This window comes from Pseudobdellovibrionaceae bacterium, assembly GCA_023898385.1.
GTDB lineage: Bacteria > Bdellovibrionota > Bdellovibrionia > Bdellovibrionales > UBA1609.
Map to the genome: position 1 here is coordinate 3144049 of CP060220.1, position 18582 is coordinate 3162630.

Genomic DNA, 18582 nt, shown 5'->3' on the forward strand with positions numbered 1-18582 from the left:
GGTTGACCTCGTCAATTTTAGGGAGTTTGTTTTTTTGTTGTTTTCTTTTTTGTAGTGGTCGCCTTTTTTGTGGTCTTCTTTTTTACCGTGGTGGCTTTCTTTCGCGTCGACCGCTTTTTTCCGGAGCTCGCTTTCTTGCTCACGTGGCTCAAGGCTTTTTCTATTTTCAGCTGTTGTTGTCTGACGTTGGTTTTAACTTCTTGAGCTTTCTTAGTGGCGTCCACTTTTGTTTTCTTTAATGTACGAAGCGCCTTGTTGAATTCGCGATCAAACTGACGTTGAGCTTTGTGTAGGGCTTTCAACAATTCATCATACTTTTTTTCAAGTTGTTTAAGGCGTGCGTTGGCGCCGGGGGTGAGGTGAGATTGAATATCGAATTTCTTTAATTCCGTTTTTATTTCACTTAACTCTTTTTTTAAGTCATCCAGATCGCGAATAGACAGCAAGTCATCAAGAATCTTCGACCAATTCACGGATTTGTTGGAATTATTTTTGGCAGTCACGATTACACCCCTTTTTTACATGATCAACGACGTTTCGTCGTGGCCTAGATTCGAGAAATTCCCAAATAAAGTCAAGTGGCGAACCTCGTAGTTTACGATTGATTTTCTAAAGGGAGATTTGACATTAGGCAATAGTTTGCTAACAACCGCCTCATGGATCGCAATAAGTATTTAGGTGAATATTGGCCCACTTATCCTTCGGCACCAGAAAACTGCCGAGACTTGCGGGATTTGGCCCTGGCGGTGAAAGTGACTCCCCCTGAGGGGCCCAGATGGTATGGCGGACGCGTACAAGGGGTCGACGACAGCCTGGTAATTTTGGCTGATGTGTGGGGAAATCATCTCAAACTACACAATCAGCACTTGTCGCCGGTGGCGTCAGGTGCCGGGGAGTGGTGTAAGGTCCTTCGTAGCGGCGATATTGTAGCGGTAAAACTGCACAGCTCTAAAGTCACCAAGGTCGAGGGAATGTGCATCTACGAGGGGGATTTGCGGGCTGAATTAGTGCTGTTGAGCATCGCTCAGAGGCAACCCATGTCTTTGTCCGTGGACCCGCAGCGGCTGGTACTGTGGCAAAGATTTTTACAAACCGTAAGAAACTACTTTTCGCAGCATGGATTTATAGAAGTCAACACCCCGACTCTGGTGGTTTGTCCCGGCATGGAACCAGAGCTGGAGCCATTTTCAACCGCTTTTGAAATGGGCCGTCGCTGGGAACAGTGGTTTTTGCCCACAAGTCCCGAGCTGCACATGAAAAAGTTATTGGGGCAGGGGCTTTATCCCATTTTTGAAATCAAAAGTTGTTTTCGTAATGGTGAAATATCGGCTCATCATCAGCCTGAGTTCTTAATGCTTGAATGGTATGAGGCCTTTGTCGGTCTTGACTCTGTTCAGAACCATATCCAGGGCCTTGTCGAAGAATTACGAAAGCATTCTATGGTGGTGGGCGAAGTCTCGCCACTAGAAGTGGTCACGCTCCCTGATCTTTTTAAACGGCATTTGGGAGAAAGACTCACTCCGCAGACCACCTACGATGAACTGGCAGCTTGGGCCAAGGAGCGTGATGTTTATTTAGCGGGAGACGAAACTTGGAATGATTTGTTTCATCTGCTGTTTTTGTCATTTATCGAGCCAAAGCTTATTCAATATGGACCACTTATACTGCGGAAGTTCCCCCCTCAACAAGCTGCATTGGCGCGCTTAGATGCTGAAGGTTGGGCCGATCGCTTCGAATTTTATTGGCGAGGTCTAGAAATAGGCAACGCCTTTCATGAACTGAATCATCCCGACGAACAACGACGGCGGTTTCAGCAAGACATCGTTACCCGCTACGAAAAAGGGCGTGCAAAGGTACCTCTTGATGAGGAGTTCTTAAAAACCCTGGATGCAGGAATGCCACCCAGTAGTGGAATTGCCATAGGGCTGGAGCGCTTATTCTTAGCTTGCCAAAATTTGCAGGATCTCAAGCAGGTGAGGCTATTTCCAAAAGATGAGTAAAGGTGGAAGTGGGGATCGCTTGACGGTTTAGCAGGGCAACCAAAGTCGCTTTCAGGCTAGTTGTTGCCTTGATCCACATCTCGTTTGAGTTCCTTTCCGGGGCGAAAAAACGGAATTTTCTTTTGATCCACATCAATCACTTCGCCTGTGCGAGGGTTGCGGCCTTTTCGCGCTGAGTATTCGCGATTTTCAAATGAACCAAAACCTCTAATTTCAATTCGATCATCTTTCATTAGAGCTTCGACCATCGAATCAAAAACAGTATTCACAACAGTTTCTGCCTTCACTCGAGTGATATTGGCCTTTTCTGAAATCAAGTTGATTAAATCTGCCTTGGTCATCGATGCCTCTCCGTTGCCGTATGCTAACGTATTGAAACCACTCATATTATAGACATTGGAGGGGCCCGATTCCAAGTTCAATCTGGTCCCAACATAAAATTCATCCAAGAAGGGTGGTTGATGTGAGACCTAAGGCCAGTAATGCCTAGCGTTGGTGGCCTGATTTCTTCAGCGTATTTCGGTAGGCTTCAAGAGTTTGATCGACCATTTTGTTAGAATCAAACAGATCAAGGACTTTGTTTCGAGCATGCTCGCCAATTTTCTCGACAGGGAGTTGCTCGGTAAAAATCTGTAATAATAAATGAGTGAGTGCCGTCGTATCAGCGGGTCGAATGAGAAAGCCGTCGTCTCCGTCTTCTACAATTGTGGCGATGGGGCTCACTTCGGAGCCAACGATGACCTTTTGTTGGGCCATGGCTTCAAGCAGATTGGGTTCAAAGCCTGTGGTGCGTGAGCTGATATTAATAAACACGTCCGCCAAGGCGATATAATCAGGGAGGTCACTGTTGCGAACCGCACCGGCAAACACCACGCGGGTGCCGAGGGCCAGCATATAAGTTTGGTATTCAATCTGTTTCAACTTAGGCCCAGACCCTACAATAATTAATCGGGCCGAGGGCTTTTTTACGGCGACTTTTTCAAAGGCAATAAGTAGGTTTTTGATTTCAGCCACCTCTTGCATATCTGTAATCGTGACGACCACTTTTGCATTGAGTGGAATACTTAGTTTTTGCCTCAATTCATTTGATTTTTCTCGGGGGGAGAGATCGCGAATTTCGATGCCATAGGGTACAAGATAAGTGTGATACTCAGGGTAAAGGTAATATCGCTCGAGGATAATTCTTTGCATGGGGTTAGTCACAAAAATGCCGTCAGCAGTTTTAAGCAATTTTCGGTCCGAGCTCCAGTAGGTGGTCATGAACTTGTAAAACACGGCAACGCTGGTCTGAAGCAGGCTACTGACAGTATCTCTGGCCATTCCTAAGATAGAAAACAGTTGGGCCATCTCAGTGGCCTCAACGTCATAGGCCATAGCGACTTTGAAGTTTTTCTTATTAAGCCCAATGAGGTAGCCATTTTTATCGATACTGTGAACAATCTGAAAAGGTTTTTCCCGATGCAAGGTCTCAAACTTTTTTAACACCAATTCCGGAAATTCGCTGCGGTCTAGGCCATAGGGCTCACCCAGAAAATAGGCCTGCACATTGTCTTGTTGAATTTCAGGCTTTCCCTGAGGATTTTTCCAAGCCAACACCGTGACATTATGACCGCGGCTAGCCAGCCCCCGAGCAATGGGCCACAAAAACCCATGGTCAGAAGCACGACCTAGTATGGGAAACCGCTCAGCCACAATACATATATTCAATGGGTCTACTAACTCAGGACTCATGGGCTCCACTTCACAGATCAGGGTCCCCACCCAAGCTCCGGGGTCAAGGAGGGGCCCACCCCGCTGGCCTCCGCAGACACGAGTGGCTGCATGTCGTCTTCGGATTGCGTCACTTGCGTGCCGCAACCCGGATACGCCATGCACATCGTGATGCGGAGGCCGGCGGGGTGGGCCCCTCCTTGACCCCGGAGCTTGGGTGGGGCTCTTGACCTAATATGCCATAAGGGTAGACCCGCCCGCAAACATCTCGGTTTCGGAGCGGATTTGATGGCGCTGGACAACTCGCCGCATCAGTGAGGCGGTGTCGCGATAGCGACCCGCCGTATCCTGAGCGAAGCGAAGGATCTCGTCGTGTTGGCAGGAATTTCGTTTATGACATTGATGGTTAACCACGCTTTTACGGCAATGTTCTCGCTTTTACTGGATGAACCAACAATTCGCTCACTTCGCTGGCAGCCGCTGAAAGGTCGTCTGACGTAAAGAGAAATTGCATAGTGCGAAGGCCTTTTCTAAATTCATCTTTGAGGTCAGGCGGAAGAGTGATCTCATATCTGTAGCGAGTGAATTTCATATCTTCACCATCATCATGGCGATGTGATCCGTAGGGGATTGGAACAAGTCGTCCCGCCACTTTGTACCGATTGATGAATCGGTCTCTTATTCCGATTTCAAAATCGTACAAATCCACATGTAACGAGTGGTCTTCCGGGATGCGTCGGCTAGTTTCAATACCCAAAACCAAAGCACCCGTTTCTTTGACCTCAAACACCTCCGAATGCCGAATGGTTTTTGGTGAGGAGATCATGTCATTCACATTGGCGATGGGCTCTTGATAGCCCAGATCAAAGGACTTCCACTTCTGACCACCAGAAAGTTCAATCACGTGGTCAAGTGCGTTCCCATTGAGATAGATATTGTAGTTCACCCCGTCGAATCCACCGTTTAGTTTTAACATGAGAAATGCCAAAACAGGATTGTGGCCCGCGGCTTCTGCCATTTTGGTGAATTGGCGAGTTCGAGCAAAATAATTTTTACCGTGTTTGATGTCTTTAAAAGCGTCGGCGAGGCGTTGAGTGAAGTCATAGAACGCAAAGCAGTCAACAAAATAGCCGTATTCTTGTAGCAAGCCCACAGCATCACAAGTTGCGGCCCCGTCGGGATTGCTTAGAAGATTGTCTCTGACCCAATGGCTCCGAGTCCTTTTATCGCGCCACACTCCCGGAAAGAAGATCTCATCGCCAATCTCATTCCAAACCTGATCAGTGCTTTGGGCGAGAATTCTAGTGATGGCCTCTTGGGAGTATTGAAAATTAACAAAGAAACTTTGGGAGGCGTCTTCTTCGAACTTCTGACTCATAAATTTTTTAAAGTCAGGGTGTTGAGTGATCTCAGGTCGGTCAGCAAAAAGATACTTTAAAAACTGCCCCATCACTTTAAACTCTCTGGGGCTGGTATAGTTATCTTCCCACAAGTAGCTGAGTGAAACCTCTGAATTGATAACCCCTTTGTCTTGTTTGGGTTCAATAGCCGATTCACCCATAAGATCGTTTCTATCATCTAAATGGGTAACAACCACAGAATTGATGATGCGATTTTCATCGTCTTTTTCACCATTGCCAAGATTGTATTTAAACGATCGACTAAACTGACTTTGTCCAGTGAGCACATTGGAGATCAGTTCATCTTGGTCTGAAGTGAATGTTTTTTCTTGTTTAACCGCTGATAAAGAATTTTTTGAGTAATCCAGGGCAAAGGGAAGATTCAAATTAAATTGTCCCGACCGCAGTTGAGTGAGCGTTTCACGGCGACCGATAACACTGGCAACCCAACCGCTTTTGTTTTGTATGGCCCGAAAAGTGGGTCCCACTTGCATCTTTAAAAGGGCATTAAATGCTTTTTGGGCGTCTGGATGCGAGAGGTCATAGTCGTAGACAAATTCAACGGCCTTGGTTTGTCCATCGGCCTGAATGAGTCGAAAGTATTCATAGTTTAAACGAGCAAAACCGAGAGACACACCCACTTCGCCCCTGACTCGAAGCCATTCGTAGCTTCTCGAATAGGCGATCTGCGTTTTTAGCCGCACGATACTGTCTGAAAGTTTTTTCACAGATGTGTGATAGGCAACGCGGCCCGTGGTGCTAATCCCAGCTTTTATGGTGCCGGCGCCGGCGTGGATGCCCGTTCCACCGTCAAAATAGGTGGTGAAAAACAACATTTCGTCATCTTTCATTTGCAAAACTTTTTTCCAGCTGATGGGGGCTAAATCACCATTGATGTCCATAAACCGCGCGGGCAATCTAAGAGGATCAAAGAGGCGAGCCACGTTGGCTTTGCCAGAATCGCTATCTACAAAATTGTTGGCCACACTTTGAGCGCCCTTTTCAAAGAACCCCACAATTTGGTCCCACTTGGAATCCATCTCGATTTGGGCGTCTTTTAAAACACTCTCCTCCACAAACATATTGGTTTGGTCTTCAACTGAAAAGACTGGGTCTAGCGATTCGGCCACTTCGGGGTGAATGGAATACCGGCTCGAAACATCACTCAAATGGCGAAGCTCCTGCAATTTATGAAGGTCTGTTTGTCTCACGTAGTGAAAGCTTGCGCCAGCTCCAAGAGCGACATGGGCACCCACATCGCTGTAGGGTACCACGACACCCAACCGCAATCGGGCCATCAAGCCGTTCACTTCGTAGTAGCCAAATGGTTTAGGCGAAGTGGCTGTAGCGGGGCCATCTAAAAAAATACGTCGACGAGACGCCAATTCCCAGGCGAGGTTCAAAGAGGCCTGCTGGTTGTCTTCTGTCGTAAAAAGATCTTGGCTAAAGAAATTTCCAGACACAGAAATGCGAGAGAGTCGGTCAAAAATACTATCGGTAATATTGTCTTGGCTACTCCAGAGCAAATTTCCTACCAGCGTTTCAACGCTAGAGAGTAAATTGGCATTGCCGTCCACTGTGCTCAAGACTTCGCGTGACTCCAGTGGAGTCACCTCTGATCGAGAGTATATAGGAGTCGGCGGCAGGTGCGGCTTTTCTACAGGAACATGATCAGCGTGCGCTGAAAGTTCAATTAAAGTAACAATAAATAAAGTGGCCCGTGTGGCTCGTCGAAAAAGCTGAAACACCATATATCCCCCCCAGTTTCCAAAAGGTATCGGATTACTTTTGGTAGCAAGCTTGCGTCATATTGGCGAAATTCAGATGAACAGTTGGTGCGATGAAATTCGCAGAGCGAATCTTCGTACGGTCCGCTCCTCGCAGAGAACATGATGAAAGCTCGTGCTCGGTTAGGTACCTAATTTACGGTAAAGTGGCAATGATTCGGTGCAAGACTTTTTTATTGGCCTCAGGCAGCGGTAAAGACTTCAGTTCTTTTTTGCCGGCCCATTTGAGGTCTTCGTGATAAATGGCGCGGGGCTCCCCCTGCCAATAAATCACGTCATAAAACAATATAATAACGCCCACATCTCCATAGTTGTGAGTGACGCTCAGGCGCAAAGGCCCCACTTCAACGGTGATTCCCAATTCTTCATCAAGCTCTCGGATCAGTGCGTCCTCGGGCGACTCCCCGGGCTCAATCTTACCGCCGGGGAACTCCCATACCGAGGGCACCGGTTCTTCATTGGGGCGAAAACCCAAAAGAAATTGGTCTTTCCGGCGAATCAAGCCCGCTACGACAGGGATCCATGTGGGGCGCTTCTTCTTCACTGTAGCTTCCCTGCCTTGTTGCGAGATCGGTACGCCTTAGCCGTTTGGCAAAAAAACCATGGTCCGTTAAAGATTAAAGTGGAGTAAACCTGCACCAAATCAGCCCCTAACTGCAAGCGTCGAAAGACATCTTCAGGCGTCATCACACCACCGCTAGACACAACCAATCGATCTTGGCGGTCATCTCCCAACGCCACGATGGTTTTTCGCAAAAGGCCTTCTGCTTTTTCGGCCAGCGGTTGCCCAGAGACTCCACCTTCTTGTGGTAGGCCCACGTGATTGTAAAGTTCAGTGGACGTGTTGCTAATCACCCATCCATCAATATCATAGTGAATGGAAACATCCAGCACCTGGTCCAACTGTTCGTTATCTAAATCGGGGCTGAGTTTTAGAATGAGCGGCATGGGAAAGCCCATAGTGGTGCGAATATCTCGATTTGCCTCGACAACTGGGGACATAAAGTTTTTCAAGTTTGTGGACTCTAGCAGATTTCTCAGTCCGCTGGTGTTTGGGCTACTAATATTGATCACAAACCCATCTACCAGGCCATCAAGGCCTCGAATGCATTTGATGTAGTCATCAGCAGCACTACGCAAAGGAGTTTCTCGGTTTTTACCAATGTTGGCAAAAATAGGCGTAAAGTGGGGCTGCTTCAGTGAAGTCAGTTGTGCCTTTGCATAGCTCAATCCCTTTGAGGGAAATCCCATTCGATTCCAAACGGCATGATGCCGAATGCGTCGGTCAAGTATCTTACCGGGATTCGGTCCTTGCGCTCGGGGAGTGATCGTTCCCACCTCTACAAAGCCGAGGCCGAAGCGCCACCAGGTGCGGACCATGTCTGCGTTTTTATCCACACCACCGCTAATTCCCAATGGATTATCAAATCGTAAGTGGCGCCATTTTTTGGATTCCCAAACAATTCTTTTTCGAGTTCTCAGGCGACTGAGGGTTTGAAGCATGATCGGGCTTAAGCTGTGAGCTGTTGAAGCTGGTAACCACAACCATGGCTTCAAATAATCTACCAAGCCTGCCCCCGCAACTTCATAGCCACTTCAAGCCGTTGAAGAGACACGGCCATGGCTGAGAGCCGCATATCTTTTTCATTTTTGTGGGCAAACTCCCAGACCTTGTCGAAGGATCGATACATGATCGTTTTTAGCTTTCTACGCACTTCATCTTCATTCCAGAATAGCCAGACAATGTCTTGAACCCACTCAAAATAACTAACAACCACGCCGCCACCGTTGGCCAAAATATCAGGAACAATCAGCAGGTTCTTTTCGCACAAAATTTCATGGGCCTCGGCGGTGATGGGCCCATTAGCGCCCTCAACGATGATGTCTGCTTTAACGTTGGCCACGTTTTCATGATGAATCACACCATCAAGGGCGCAGGGTGCGAGTACATCCACGTCCAATTCAATAAGATCTTGGTTACTGATCGGTTCTCCGTTAGGATAACCCGCTATGGCCCCTGTTTCTTTCGTATAGGCAACGAGTTCAGGAATGTTCAACCCCTCAGGGTGAAATAGCCCGCCCGATACATCGCTAACGGCGACCACTTTAGCTCCGAGAGCATGGGCTTCAATAGCGGCATGCATACCCACTTTACCAAAACCTTGAATGGCAATTGTAGAACCGTTGATGGTTTCATCGCGCGTCTCAAGAGCTTTTTCAATTATGTAAACAACTCCAAGCCCAGTGGCTGAGTCTCGGCCTTGTGAGCCGCCAATTTCCACGGGTTTACCGGTTACAACACCGGTTTGAGAAAAGCCTGTTTCTATGGAGTAGGTGTCAAGCATCCAAGCCATAGTCTGTGAATCGGTACCCACGTCGGGAGCTGGGATATCTTTGTCAGGACCAATAAATGGTGAAATCTCAGAGGTAAATCGGCGTGTGAGGTGTTCCAACTCATGCTTTGAAAGCGTGGATGGATCCACCTGAATGCCGCCTTTGGCGCCACCCAAAGGAAGATTCAAAAGTGAATTTTTAAACGTCATTAGAGCCGCAAGGCCGGCCACCTCACTGAGGTTCACTCCAGGATGGTAGCGTAACCCGCCCTTAAAAGGCCCAAGAGTTTGGTTGTGCTGCACCCGGTAGCCAGGAAAAACCTTAACGGTGTGGTCATCCATGCGAATCGGTACCGCCACGACGAGGGCACGTCGCGGCGTTCTCAGTCGCTCCACGGCATTAGGGTTCATGTTGATTAGTTTGGCCGCCGTATTCAGGCTGGTCATCGTATTTCGGTACAAGGGACCGTCTGTGAGCCCTTCCATTTGTGTACTCCCAAGGCGTAGTGAGGTTTTGTGAATTGCGACTTTTTACCTAAGAGCCTCAACTCATCAAACTCGATAACTTTTTATTCTTAAAAGGTTATTTAGAGTTTGGCTTGCGTTTTTGCACCGCTCATAAAAAATAGACAAACAAAAAGTAATAAAATACTGTGGCCCAAGCATTGTGGACGCATGATGTTAGCAGATCAATGAACGGGGACAGACAAGACATGACACAGAAGACTCTTGCCGGAACAGAACTCCAAGGTATTCAAAAAAATATCCTCAAGCGACTGCCTGAGTTAGAAGGCCGTAAGGTGATTGTGGTAGGCGATGTGGGCCTCGATGAATATGTTATGGGAAGTGTATCTCGAATTAGCCCAGAGGCTCCAGTTCCTGTTTTGGATGTTTCTGAAGAAGATCAACGGGTTGGATTGGCCGCCAACGTGGCGCAAAATATTGCCAGTCTTGGCGGTATCCCGCTTTTGGTGGGCGTGGTGGGAGATGATGCGGCCGCCGATGCTTTGAAAAAACACTTAGCCGCCTCACAGGTGTCTAATGATTTTCTCATCACTGACAAAACAAGACCCACCACTCGTAAAACCAGAGTGATGGCAGAACACCACCATTTGGTGCGCGTTGACTATGAGCATCGAAGATTTTTGTCAGCGGATGTGGAGGCCCAACTTTTAGAAAAAGTAGAGTCGCTATTGCCAGAAAGCGATGGTGTGATTTTGCAGGATTACGCTAAAGGTGTGATCAGTGAAAGGGGCGCTCAAAATATCATTGCCATGGCTCATCGGGCCGGTAAGCGCGTGTTAGTTGACCCTCATCGAAGCACTCCTCTTTCGTATTATCACGGAGCCGATTTGTTTAAGCCCAACCGTGATGAGGCTTTTATTCTTTCAGAGCTCAATCTGGATGAATTGCGCGAGAAAAAAGACTCCTATCTAAAAGTGGGAGAGACCCTCATGCGGCGAATTGGCTGTCAGCACCTCGTGATGACCCGTGGTAAAGCCGGCATGACTCTCTTTGAAAAAGACGAAGTGGTGGATTTACCCACCTATGCCCGCCAAGTGTTCGATGTGACCGGGGCCGGCGACACCGTTGTGGCGGCCATTGGGTTGGCCTGGCTATCCGGGCTAAGCCTTGAAGAAGCCTGTGTTTTAGGAAACTTCGCGGCCGGAGTGGTGGTCGGCAAGGTCGGTTGTGTCCCTTGCACCGTACCTGAGCTTACCGAATACATGGGCCGCTAAGAGCTACTATTTTGCATTAAGTCATAATCTGTGATAGTTACTGCCCTCATGCAAATGACGGCAGGGGCCCCAGCGGGGTCAGTGAATTTTTTTGATCTCAACGTACATGATCTGGAACGGTATCTCACAGGTTTGGGTAAGGAGCGTTTTCGTGCCCAACAACTTATAAAATGGGTTTATGGCCGTCGGATAGAGACTGTGGATCAAATGACTGATCTTTCAAAGTCGTTTCGTGCCGAACTGCCTCAGATCCTCAACTTTTATCGTCCCCCGATTGTGAGCGATTTAAAAAGTGCTGATGGAACCCGCAAGTTACTGTTTAGCGTTGGTGACGGACAAACAGTGGAGTCTGTATTGATACCGTCAGTGGGTCGGTTGACTCTTTGTGTTTCTTCTGAAGTGGGATGCAATCTTGGCTGTAAGTTCTGCTTTACGGGAAAACAAAAGCTAAAACGCCGACTCAATGCTTACGAAATTGTGGGTCAGTTTCTAGGTGCCAGTGATCTGCTTCAAGAGGGAGAGCGCATCACAAACATAGTATTTATGGGAATGGGCGAGCCGCTAGACAATCCAGATGCCGTATTCAAAAGCATAGAAATTCTCTGTAATGACTGGGGCGCCAATTTATCCCGTCGAAAGATCACCGTTTCAACTGCGGGTATTGTGCCGATGATTCCGAAGGTCACAGAGTCAGGTGCCCGCCTTGCTGTAAGCCTTAACGGCGCCGATGATGAAACTCGTGACAAGGTGATGCCGATTAATAAAAAATGGCCCATTGCAGAGCTACTTGAAGCATGTAGGCAACACGCTCGCGCCACCAAAGACAAAGTGACTTTTGAATATGTGTTGTTGAAGGGTGTGACGGACTCCATCGAAGATGCTCGTAAGCTCTACCGACTCACAAAAAGTGTTCCCTGCAAAATAAACATCATACCATTTAATGAACACCCAGGTTCAGGGTATCACCGCCCCGATGATGAACAGGTGGATTTATTTCAGGCTGAGCTGATGAGACTGGGTGCACATGTGTTGCGGCGAAAAACCATGGGCCGCGACATTTACGCTGCTTGTGGCCAACTGACATCAGCATTTGACGGGCGCCCAGAAAGAATGCACATCACATAAATCAATAAATTAAAAAGGGAAATTGACGGTGAGAGGGCCTAGGGGTTTTCTTGCAGTGCTTTTTCCATCTGTCGCCTTATATATCACGACTTACCTGTAAGGGGGATAATATGTCAGAAATACTAGTTGTTGGCAGTGTGGCCTATGATTCTATCACCACTCCTTCGGGGTATGCAGAATTCACATTGGGAGGATCAGCTAATTATTTTTCTGTGGCGGCCTCGCTTTATTCTCATGTCAATGTGGTGGGTGTTGTTGGCGAGGATTACAAAGACGAAGATTTGCAGTTACTAAAAAGCCGAGATGTTTCACTTGAGGGATTACAACAAGTGGCCGGAAAGACTTTTCATTGGGAAGGTCGGTATGAAGGTGACATGAATGATGCCATCACACTCGAGACTCAGCTCAATGTCTTTGAAAAGTTCAATCCAGTAATTCCAGATTCCTATAAAAAATCACCCTATGTGTTTCTTGCCAATATAGATCCTGAATTACAGGCAGAAGTATTAGATCAAATGGAAGAGCCAAAGTTGGTGGGTCTTGATACCATGAATTTTTGGATAGATTCTAAGATTGATTCTTTAAAGGCCATTTTGGCCCGGGTCGATGTGCTCCTCATCAATGAGGGAGAGGCTCGAAAGCTGGCAGACACTCACAATACGATTCAGGCTGTGGCTCGCTTAGGGCATATGGGGCCCAAGGCGGTGGTTGTAAAAAGAGGTGAGTACGGATTTGTACTTTACACCGACGAGAAGTTTTTTATTTTACCAGCATTTCCGGTGAGGCAAGTAATTGATCCCACTGGTGCCGGCGATACCTTCGCTGGTGGATTTTTCGGGTACCTTTCTAAAATGAACGGAAGCTGGAGTGTGGACGACCTCAAGAGGGCCTGCATCCAGGGCGTATTGTTGGCCAGCTATACAGTGGAAGACTTTGGTCTTGGAAGACTGCGCCAGCTAGACTGGGCCAAAGTGGAAAAACGCTTTGAAGAATATATGCAGGTGATATCTTACCCCCACCTATAGTCTAAGAATGCCCATTTAGCGCTCCGGATTATTAATGAAAATTCAAGATTTTCCGAAGAGTTAACTGGATGAATGCGAACAAGAAAAAGAAACCGATAGCCCTTGAGCTACTTGATGATCTGTTTGACGACGGGCCTAAGTTAGATCAAGACGATGCGGTCGAACTACCTAGTATCGAGATTGAGGCAGAATCTAACAGTTCTGTTCAGCAGGGAGCTGCGCCTTTTCCACAGGCCGAGGTTCCCCCTCCATCAGTGGATCAAGTCGCTCCACACGAAGAAACAATTCCGCCTTTTTCGCCCACTACTAAAACCATGGATGCCGGTCATCCCACGATGACGCAAAGGCTAGAAACCTCGCCCACCATGGAGCAAAGTACTTTTAGCTCCCAGTTGGGCACTCAGGCCCCACACAGATTGAATGTGAAAACAGCTGGTGTTGCAGATGTAAAGCTGGCTCAGTCTGAAAATCTGCGGTTTGCACAGGAGAAAATTCTTGATTTAGAAAGTGAAGTGGAACGCTTGCGTCGAGAAAATGAAGCCCTGGCTGCAGCCGGTGAAACCTTGCGCCGGCGGGCGGATGAGTTGTTGTCGAAGTCTGAGAGTTTAGAACATCGTCTGCGAGATTCGCATTCCGATCATGCCGAAGAAAAACAGATTTTGATGGATAGCCTTAGCGAAAGAAATAAAGCCGTTGAGGGGTTACAGTTAAAAATCGACGAGCTAGAAATGCGGCTCAATGTAAATATTAAAAAAATTAGAGTGCGAGAACGAGAACTAGAGAACCGCTTGGAGTTGGTAAAAATGGAGAGTTCTGCGGTTGTGAGAAGTAAAGATGAAATCATTTTAGACCTCAAGCGACAGGTGGATCAGCTGGCGCATGAACTGGAAAACTATAGAGACAAAGGACAAGAGCTGAACAAACGTTTGGCCGACAGACAAGAGGTCTTGAGACGTACGGTTAGGGCACTACGCATAGCTTTGACTATGCTAGAGGGCAGCGAAGATGAGACATTGAAGAAAAAGGCTGAATAATCGAAATGAAAATTGTTTTTGTTGGGCACAAATCAAGTTTAAGCATGGGGTTTTCTGAGGCCTTACAGGCCTCGTCGTGGCCGCTGCTTATGCTATCGCCGGGACCCGACCTGGACCGTGAAATCTCCAATGGCGAAGTGGCCCTATTGGTTTTTGCGCCAACCGGAAAGCCTGAGGATTGGCAACAGTGCCACTCCATTTTGGCGAAGTACCCACTGTTGCCCGCCATATATATAATGCCGAATGATCATTTGTTTTTAAAACAAACCGATGTGAGGGCTCATCGTGTGGTGATCAAACCACTCACCCGGATTCACAGTTTTTTAAATCGAGTGGGTGAGCTGTTCCAGTTGGGTGAACATTTGATGAAGAATTCGAAGAGTTCATCGAATCAAGCCGTAGTTGGCCAAAGTTTTTCAATGTACAATCTGGATCACGTAATTGATCGAGTGCTGGCGGATGTGGCCAGTCTCTCAGGTGCCACAAATGCTTTTTGGATAAGTGCGATGGCCCTTTCGGGTGTGGTGCAGAAATCATTGGTGGTTTCGGAAACTTGGCCAGAGCTGGATTTGAATCGCAGAAATCTTGTGCGAGCTCATCAGGACTTCCAAATGGATGAACTTTCGACGACTCTGCAAAAGTTTTCTCAAAAGTCCGCTCAAGCAGCGTCAGTGCAGCTGCAAACGGTGAATGAAAAGGGTCAAAGTCATTTGTTGGTTCCAGTGTTGGATCGATCTTTTGGGCAACCCTTAGCCTTTGTTTTGCTAACCCAAGTGGCTTATCAAAACCTTCAGCAGGTGGCAAAAACGGTAGAAGATCGACTCAATGAGTATGCTCTCATTATCGACTACAGTCATAAATACCAATGGGCTCTTGATCAGAGTTACATTGATCATTTATCAGGTTTATATAATGACCGGTATTTGCGGTTTGCGTTGCCAGAGGTCGTTGAGCACGCCAAGATTACACAACAGAAATTTGCAGTCTTGTTTATGGATGTGGACTATTTTAAGAACGTCAATGATCGCAATGGCCATGTGGTGGGATCGAAAGTTCTACGAGGCATAGGAGATGTGGTGAAATCGTGCCTTGGCCACAATGATATCGCCTTTCGCTACGGCGGGGACGAGTATGTAGTACTCAGTTTGGGTGCAGATGTGAAAAAGTCACAAAGGCAAGCCGAGGCCATTCGTCAGAAGATTGAACAAACTCCGTTCACCATTGACGGTCAGGTACTAAATGTGACAGTTAGTATTGGTTTGGCGGTTTTTCCAGACCATGCCCAAACAACAGAACGGATTATTCAAATGGCTGATGAAGCCATGTATTGCGGTAAGAACGGCAGTCGCAACATAGTCTACGTTGCAAGTTAGGCGAAAAAGTGAAACGGATTAAACTCGTCGTCAGCGATCTACATTTAGGAGTGGGTCGAATCCTCGAAGATGGAGCGATGAACTCCTTAGAAGAGTTTTATTTTGACGACAAGTTTGCAGAATTTCTCCATTACTACACCACGGGAAAATATGCAGACTATGAAGTGGAGCTTATCCTCAATGGCGACATTTTTAATTTTTTACAAGTCGACTTCAGAGGCCATTTTCTTAGTGTTATCACTGAGTCTGTGACTCTTGAGAAATGCCAACTTATCGTCAAAGGGCATCCGGTCTTTTTTAAGGCGATTAAGGAATTTGCCGCTAAAGACGGCAATAGCGTCACTATAGTTGTGGGCAACCATGATCAGGGCTTGCTGTGGCCAGCAGTAAGAGAATACCTCAACGAGGCCACGAGTACCCACATTCGTTACAAAAACATAGTTTACTTTTTTGATGGAGTGCATATTGAACATGGCAATATGCACGAGGCGGCCAATCGACTGGATCCCCGAAAATTCTTTTTAAAAAAAGATTTGCCAGAACCCATACTGAACCTGCCCTTTGGTTCACACTTTTTCTTGGATTTAGTACTCAAACTAAAAGAGCGACATCCGCACATAGACAAAGTCCGTCCCTTCACGGCGATGGTGCGGTGGTCGCTTTTCAATGAGCCCCTGTTTGCAATTAGAGGGTTGATACTGCTTTTTTGGTACTTCTTTCGGTCAATTTTCTTTTCAGACCCGCACAGATCTTTCCCGTTTCGAAGGGTGTTGCAGGTGGTGCTTGAGAGTGCCGTATTTCCTGATCTGGGCGAAGCGGCGCGAAAGATTCTGAAAGACGATCGTATCAACACGGTTATTTTTGGGCACACCCATGTGTACCAGTACCGTCAGTATGGCGGTGGCAAAGAGTATTTTAACACGGGAACGTGGACCGAACTGACGTCTTTGGATATAGCTTCTTTAGGCAAAATAACGAAGCTCACCTATGTTCTGCTTGAGTATCCGGAAGACGACGGCCGCCCACGGGGCCGCCTCAAAGAGTGGCGGGGCTATCACCGTATTGAAGAAGACCTGGCTATTTAGCGGCTGCATCGATGGCTTAATTTAAAAATAGCCTTGTATCTGGGTAAATCGGACACAAAAAATCAGGGGCCATTAAAACCGCGTTTGCCTTACATTCGGCTGCCTTAATAAAAATGGGGGCACCAGCCACTACGGGTTAACAATGCTTTGTGAAATTCACCACGAACATTTAGTCAACGACTGAATCATAACGGTTTTTTAGCGCACTTTTATTTAAACCAGTCGGTGGCCTCGTCAGCAAGGCGCGAGCGTTCGCCTTTTTTAAGTTCGATGTGGGACGATATTTCTGAGTCCCGCGATCGCCGAATCACTTCAGCAAAACCACTAGTTACTGCAGTTAAATAAGGTGTATCAATTTGCCCAAGATCTCCCAACAAGATGATTTTAGTATTTTCCCCGGCACGGGTTAAAATTGTTTTCACTTCGTGGGGCTCTAAGTTTTGAGCTTCATCAATAATCAGTATTTTGTTCGGAATACTGCGACCACGAATGTACGACAGAGGCTCCATAGACACCACACCCAACTTGATTAAATTGTCCACAGAGGTCAGTTCGTTATCCCCATCAGGGCCATTGCCTCTAAAATCTGAATTTTGGGCGTCATACCGATGTTGGCGCAAGACCTTTTGTTGTCGGCGTTTTCTACGGCGAGCCTGTTTTGAGGACTCGGGCTGGCCAGGAGCGTATTCATTGTGGTTGTCCTCTTTAAGAGCAATGTACTCTAAGATTTGAGCCAGGTTATCATAGAAGGGTTTTAAAAACGGACCGACCTTGTCTTCGATAGTACCAGGCAGTGCTCCCGGATCTTTACCCATGGGTATAATATGTCGAGCAATCATCAGGCCGTCGTACTCTGAGTGAGAGTCGAGTAGCACTTTTTGAAGGGCCGCAGCTAGTGACAAAAAGGTTTTTCCCGTACCGGCTTTTCCAGACAGGTTTACAAGCTTAATGTCATCATTAAGCAAAAGCTCTAAAGCCATGACCTGTTCTAAATTCTTCGGGTCAATGGCCAGTTTTTTCATCTCGGTCATGTTTAGAGGAACGAGCGCTTTTTTGTGGGGATTGTACCTGGCGATCCTGTCGGCGCCCTCAAGTGAAGCCAAAGAAATCTCTTCGCGACCTTCGATGTCAAAAAGTACAAATTCATTCGGCGCCAACTCTAAGTCTTCGGGCGGAGCCATTCTTCCCGTATCCTTATAGTTCTCCCATTGTTTACCGCTTATTGTGACCTTGTGTGCGCCGCTGGGCAGGCGGTCAATTTGGCTGGTCATGGCTCCGGTACTGGCGCTATATTCATAAGCAGGAATGCCTAAGACATCGGCCTTTAGGCGTATGTTTGTGTCTTTTGAGATGAGGTGCACTTTGTTAGGCTGGCTCTTGTCGAGCTCTTTCACCAGTCGAAGGATTTGGTTGTCCATCTTGCTGAACCCAAATTCATAAGGCAGGTTTTCTGTGGATTGGTCTTTGATATAAGACACTTTGATTTTGGCGCCATTGCCGAGGTCAATGCCATCCACAAGTGGGCCCTGCTGGCGGAGCCGATCCAACATACGCGAAAATTCACGGGCATTTTTGCCGATCATTTCTTGCAGAGTTTTTTTACTATCTAGCTCCTCAAGAACAACCAACGGGATGATTACCTCAGCTCCCGGAAAGTGATAAATCGCACGGGGATCATCCAACAATACGTTGGTGTCTAGAACCACAATTTTACCGGCCCACTCAACGGGTTCAGAAAGAAGGGTTCGACATTTGTCGTCGTCTTTTGCGTATGTTGGCAAAGATACAGAAGAAAGGCCAAACAGGACTAAAAAACTCAACAAGACCGATTTTAAGTAAACAAATTGAATACCCACAACTCTCCCCCCCCAAGTTAGGAACTCGACTTAGCGATTTTGCAGTTAACGGTGACGCGAAAGTAGCCGAGGACCATGCAAGTTCCAATTTGTTCAGAAGTATTTGTAAAAATAG

The 18582-nt window shown here is 47.1% G+C and carries 15 protein-coding genes; 7 read left to right on the forward strand and 8 right to left on the reverse strand.

Going from position 1 to position 18582, the window contains the following annotated elements; genetic code table 11:
• Positions 1–17 precede the first annotated feature (17 nt).
• Positions 18–503: a hypothetical protein gene (locus H6626_14510; GenBank protein USN47379.1), complete on the reverse strand. Its 486-nt coding sequence runs from the start codon at positions 501–503 to the stop codon at positions 18–20.
• Positions 504–656: 153 nt separating this feature from the next.
• Here H6626_14510 and genX point away from each other — a divergent pair, with 153 nt between their 5' ends.
• On the forward strand, positions 657–2000 hold the full coding sequence (gene genX / locus H6626_14515) for an EF-P lysine aminoacylase GenX (protein USN47380.1): 1344 nt from the start codon (positions 657–659) through the stop codon (positions 1998–2000).
• A 56-nt stretch (positions 2001–2056) separates the two neighbouring features.
• On the opposite strand, the gene H6626_14520 is transcribed toward genX, so the two are convergent.
• The 6 genes from H6626_14520 to H6626_14545 form a co-directional block, all read right to left on the reverse strand.
• A complete protein-coding gene (locus H6626_14520; GenBank protein USN47381.1) occupies positions 2057–2341 on the reverse strand; it encodes an integration host factor subunit beta in 285 nt (94 codons plus the stop codon).
• Between the two features lie 145 nt (positions 2342–2486).
• A complete protein-coding gene (locus H6626_14525; GenBank protein USN47382.1) occupies positions 2487–3731 on the reverse strand; it encodes a glycosyltransferase family 4 protein in 1245 nt (414 codons plus the stop codon).
• 397 nt (positions 3732–4128) lie between these two features.
• Positions 4129–6861, reverse strand: coding sequence for a hypothetical protein (locus tag H6626_14530; protein ID USN47383.1), 2733 nt, complete (start codon positions 6859–6861; stop codon positions 4129–4131).
• Positions 6862–7033: 172 nt separating this feature from the next.
• A complete protein-coding gene (locus tag H6626_14535; GenBank protein ID USN49050.1) occupies positions 7034–7468 on the reverse strand; it encodes a (deoxy)nucleoside triphosphate pyrophosphohydrolase in 435 nt (144 codons plus the stop codon).
• A complete protein-coding gene (locus H6626_14540) occupies positions 7438–8466 on the reverse strand; it encodes a quinone-dependent dihydroorotate dehydrogenase (protein USN47384.1) in 1029 nt (342 codons plus the stop codon). The genes H6626_14535 and H6626_14540 overlap by 31 nt, the downstream gene beginning before the upstream one ends.
• Positions 8460–9677, reverse strand: a complete 1218-nt coding sequence (locus H6626_14545) for a Glu/Leu/Phe/Val dehydrogenase (protein ID USN49051.1) — start codon at positions 9675–9677, stop codon at positions 8460–8462. Before H6626_14545 ends, H6626_14540 begins: the two co-directional genes overlap by 7 nt.
• Before the next feature lie 266 nt (positions 9678–9943).
• Here H6626_14545 and rfaE1 point away from each other — a divergent pair, with 266 nt between their 5' ends.
• From rfaE1 to H6626_14575, 6 genes are all read left to right on the forward strand, one after another.
• Positions 9944–10969 (forward strand): D-glycero-beta-D-manno-heptose-7-phosphate kinase, encoded by a 1026-nt coding sequence (rfaE1, locus tag H6626_14550; GenBank protein USN47385.1) that lies wholly within the window; start codon positions 9944–9946, stop codon positions 10967–10969.
• Between the two features lie 48 nt (positions 10970–11017).
• Positions 11018–12094 carry a 23S rRNA (adenine(2503)-C(2))-methyltransferase RlmN gene (rlmN, locus tag H6626_14555; GenBank protein ID USN49052.1) on the forward strand — a complete coding sequence of 359 codons (1077 nt, stop codon included), beginning with the start codon at positions 11018–11020 and terminating at the stop codon, positions 12092–12094.
• Positions 12095–12204: 110 nt separating this feature from the next.
• Positions 12205–13119 (forward strand): sugar kinase, encoded by a 915-nt coding sequence (locus tag H6626_14560; GenBank protein USN47386.1) that lies wholly within the window; start codon positions 12205–12207, stop codon positions 13117–13119.
• Between the two features lie 68 nt (positions 13120–13187).
• On the forward strand, positions 13188–14153 hold the full coding sequence (locus tag H6626_14565) for a hypothetical protein (GenBank protein ID USN47387.1): 966 nt from the start codon (positions 13188–13190) through the stop codon (positions 14151–14153).
• Between the two features lie 5 nt (positions 14154–14158).
• A complete protein-coding gene (locus H6626_14570) occupies positions 14159–15526 on the forward strand; it encodes a GGDEF domain-containing protein (GenBank protein ID USN47388.1) in 1368 nt (455 codons plus the stop codon).
• Between the two features lie 8 nt (positions 15527–15534).
• Positions 15535–16611: a metallophosphoesterase gene (locus H6626_14575; GenBank protein USN47389.1), complete on the forward strand. Its 1077-nt coding sequence runs from the start codon at positions 15535–15537 to the stop codon at positions 16609–16611.
• Positions 16612–16820: 209 nt separating this feature from the next.
• On the opposite strand, the gene H6626_14580 is transcribed toward H6626_14575, so the two are convergent.
• On the reverse strand, positions 16821–18467 hold the full coding sequence (locus tag H6626_14580) for a PhoH family protein (GenBank protein ID USN47390.1): 1647 nt from the start codon (positions 18465–18467) through the stop codon (positions 16821–16823).
• Positions 18468–18582 lie beyond the last annotated feature (115 nt).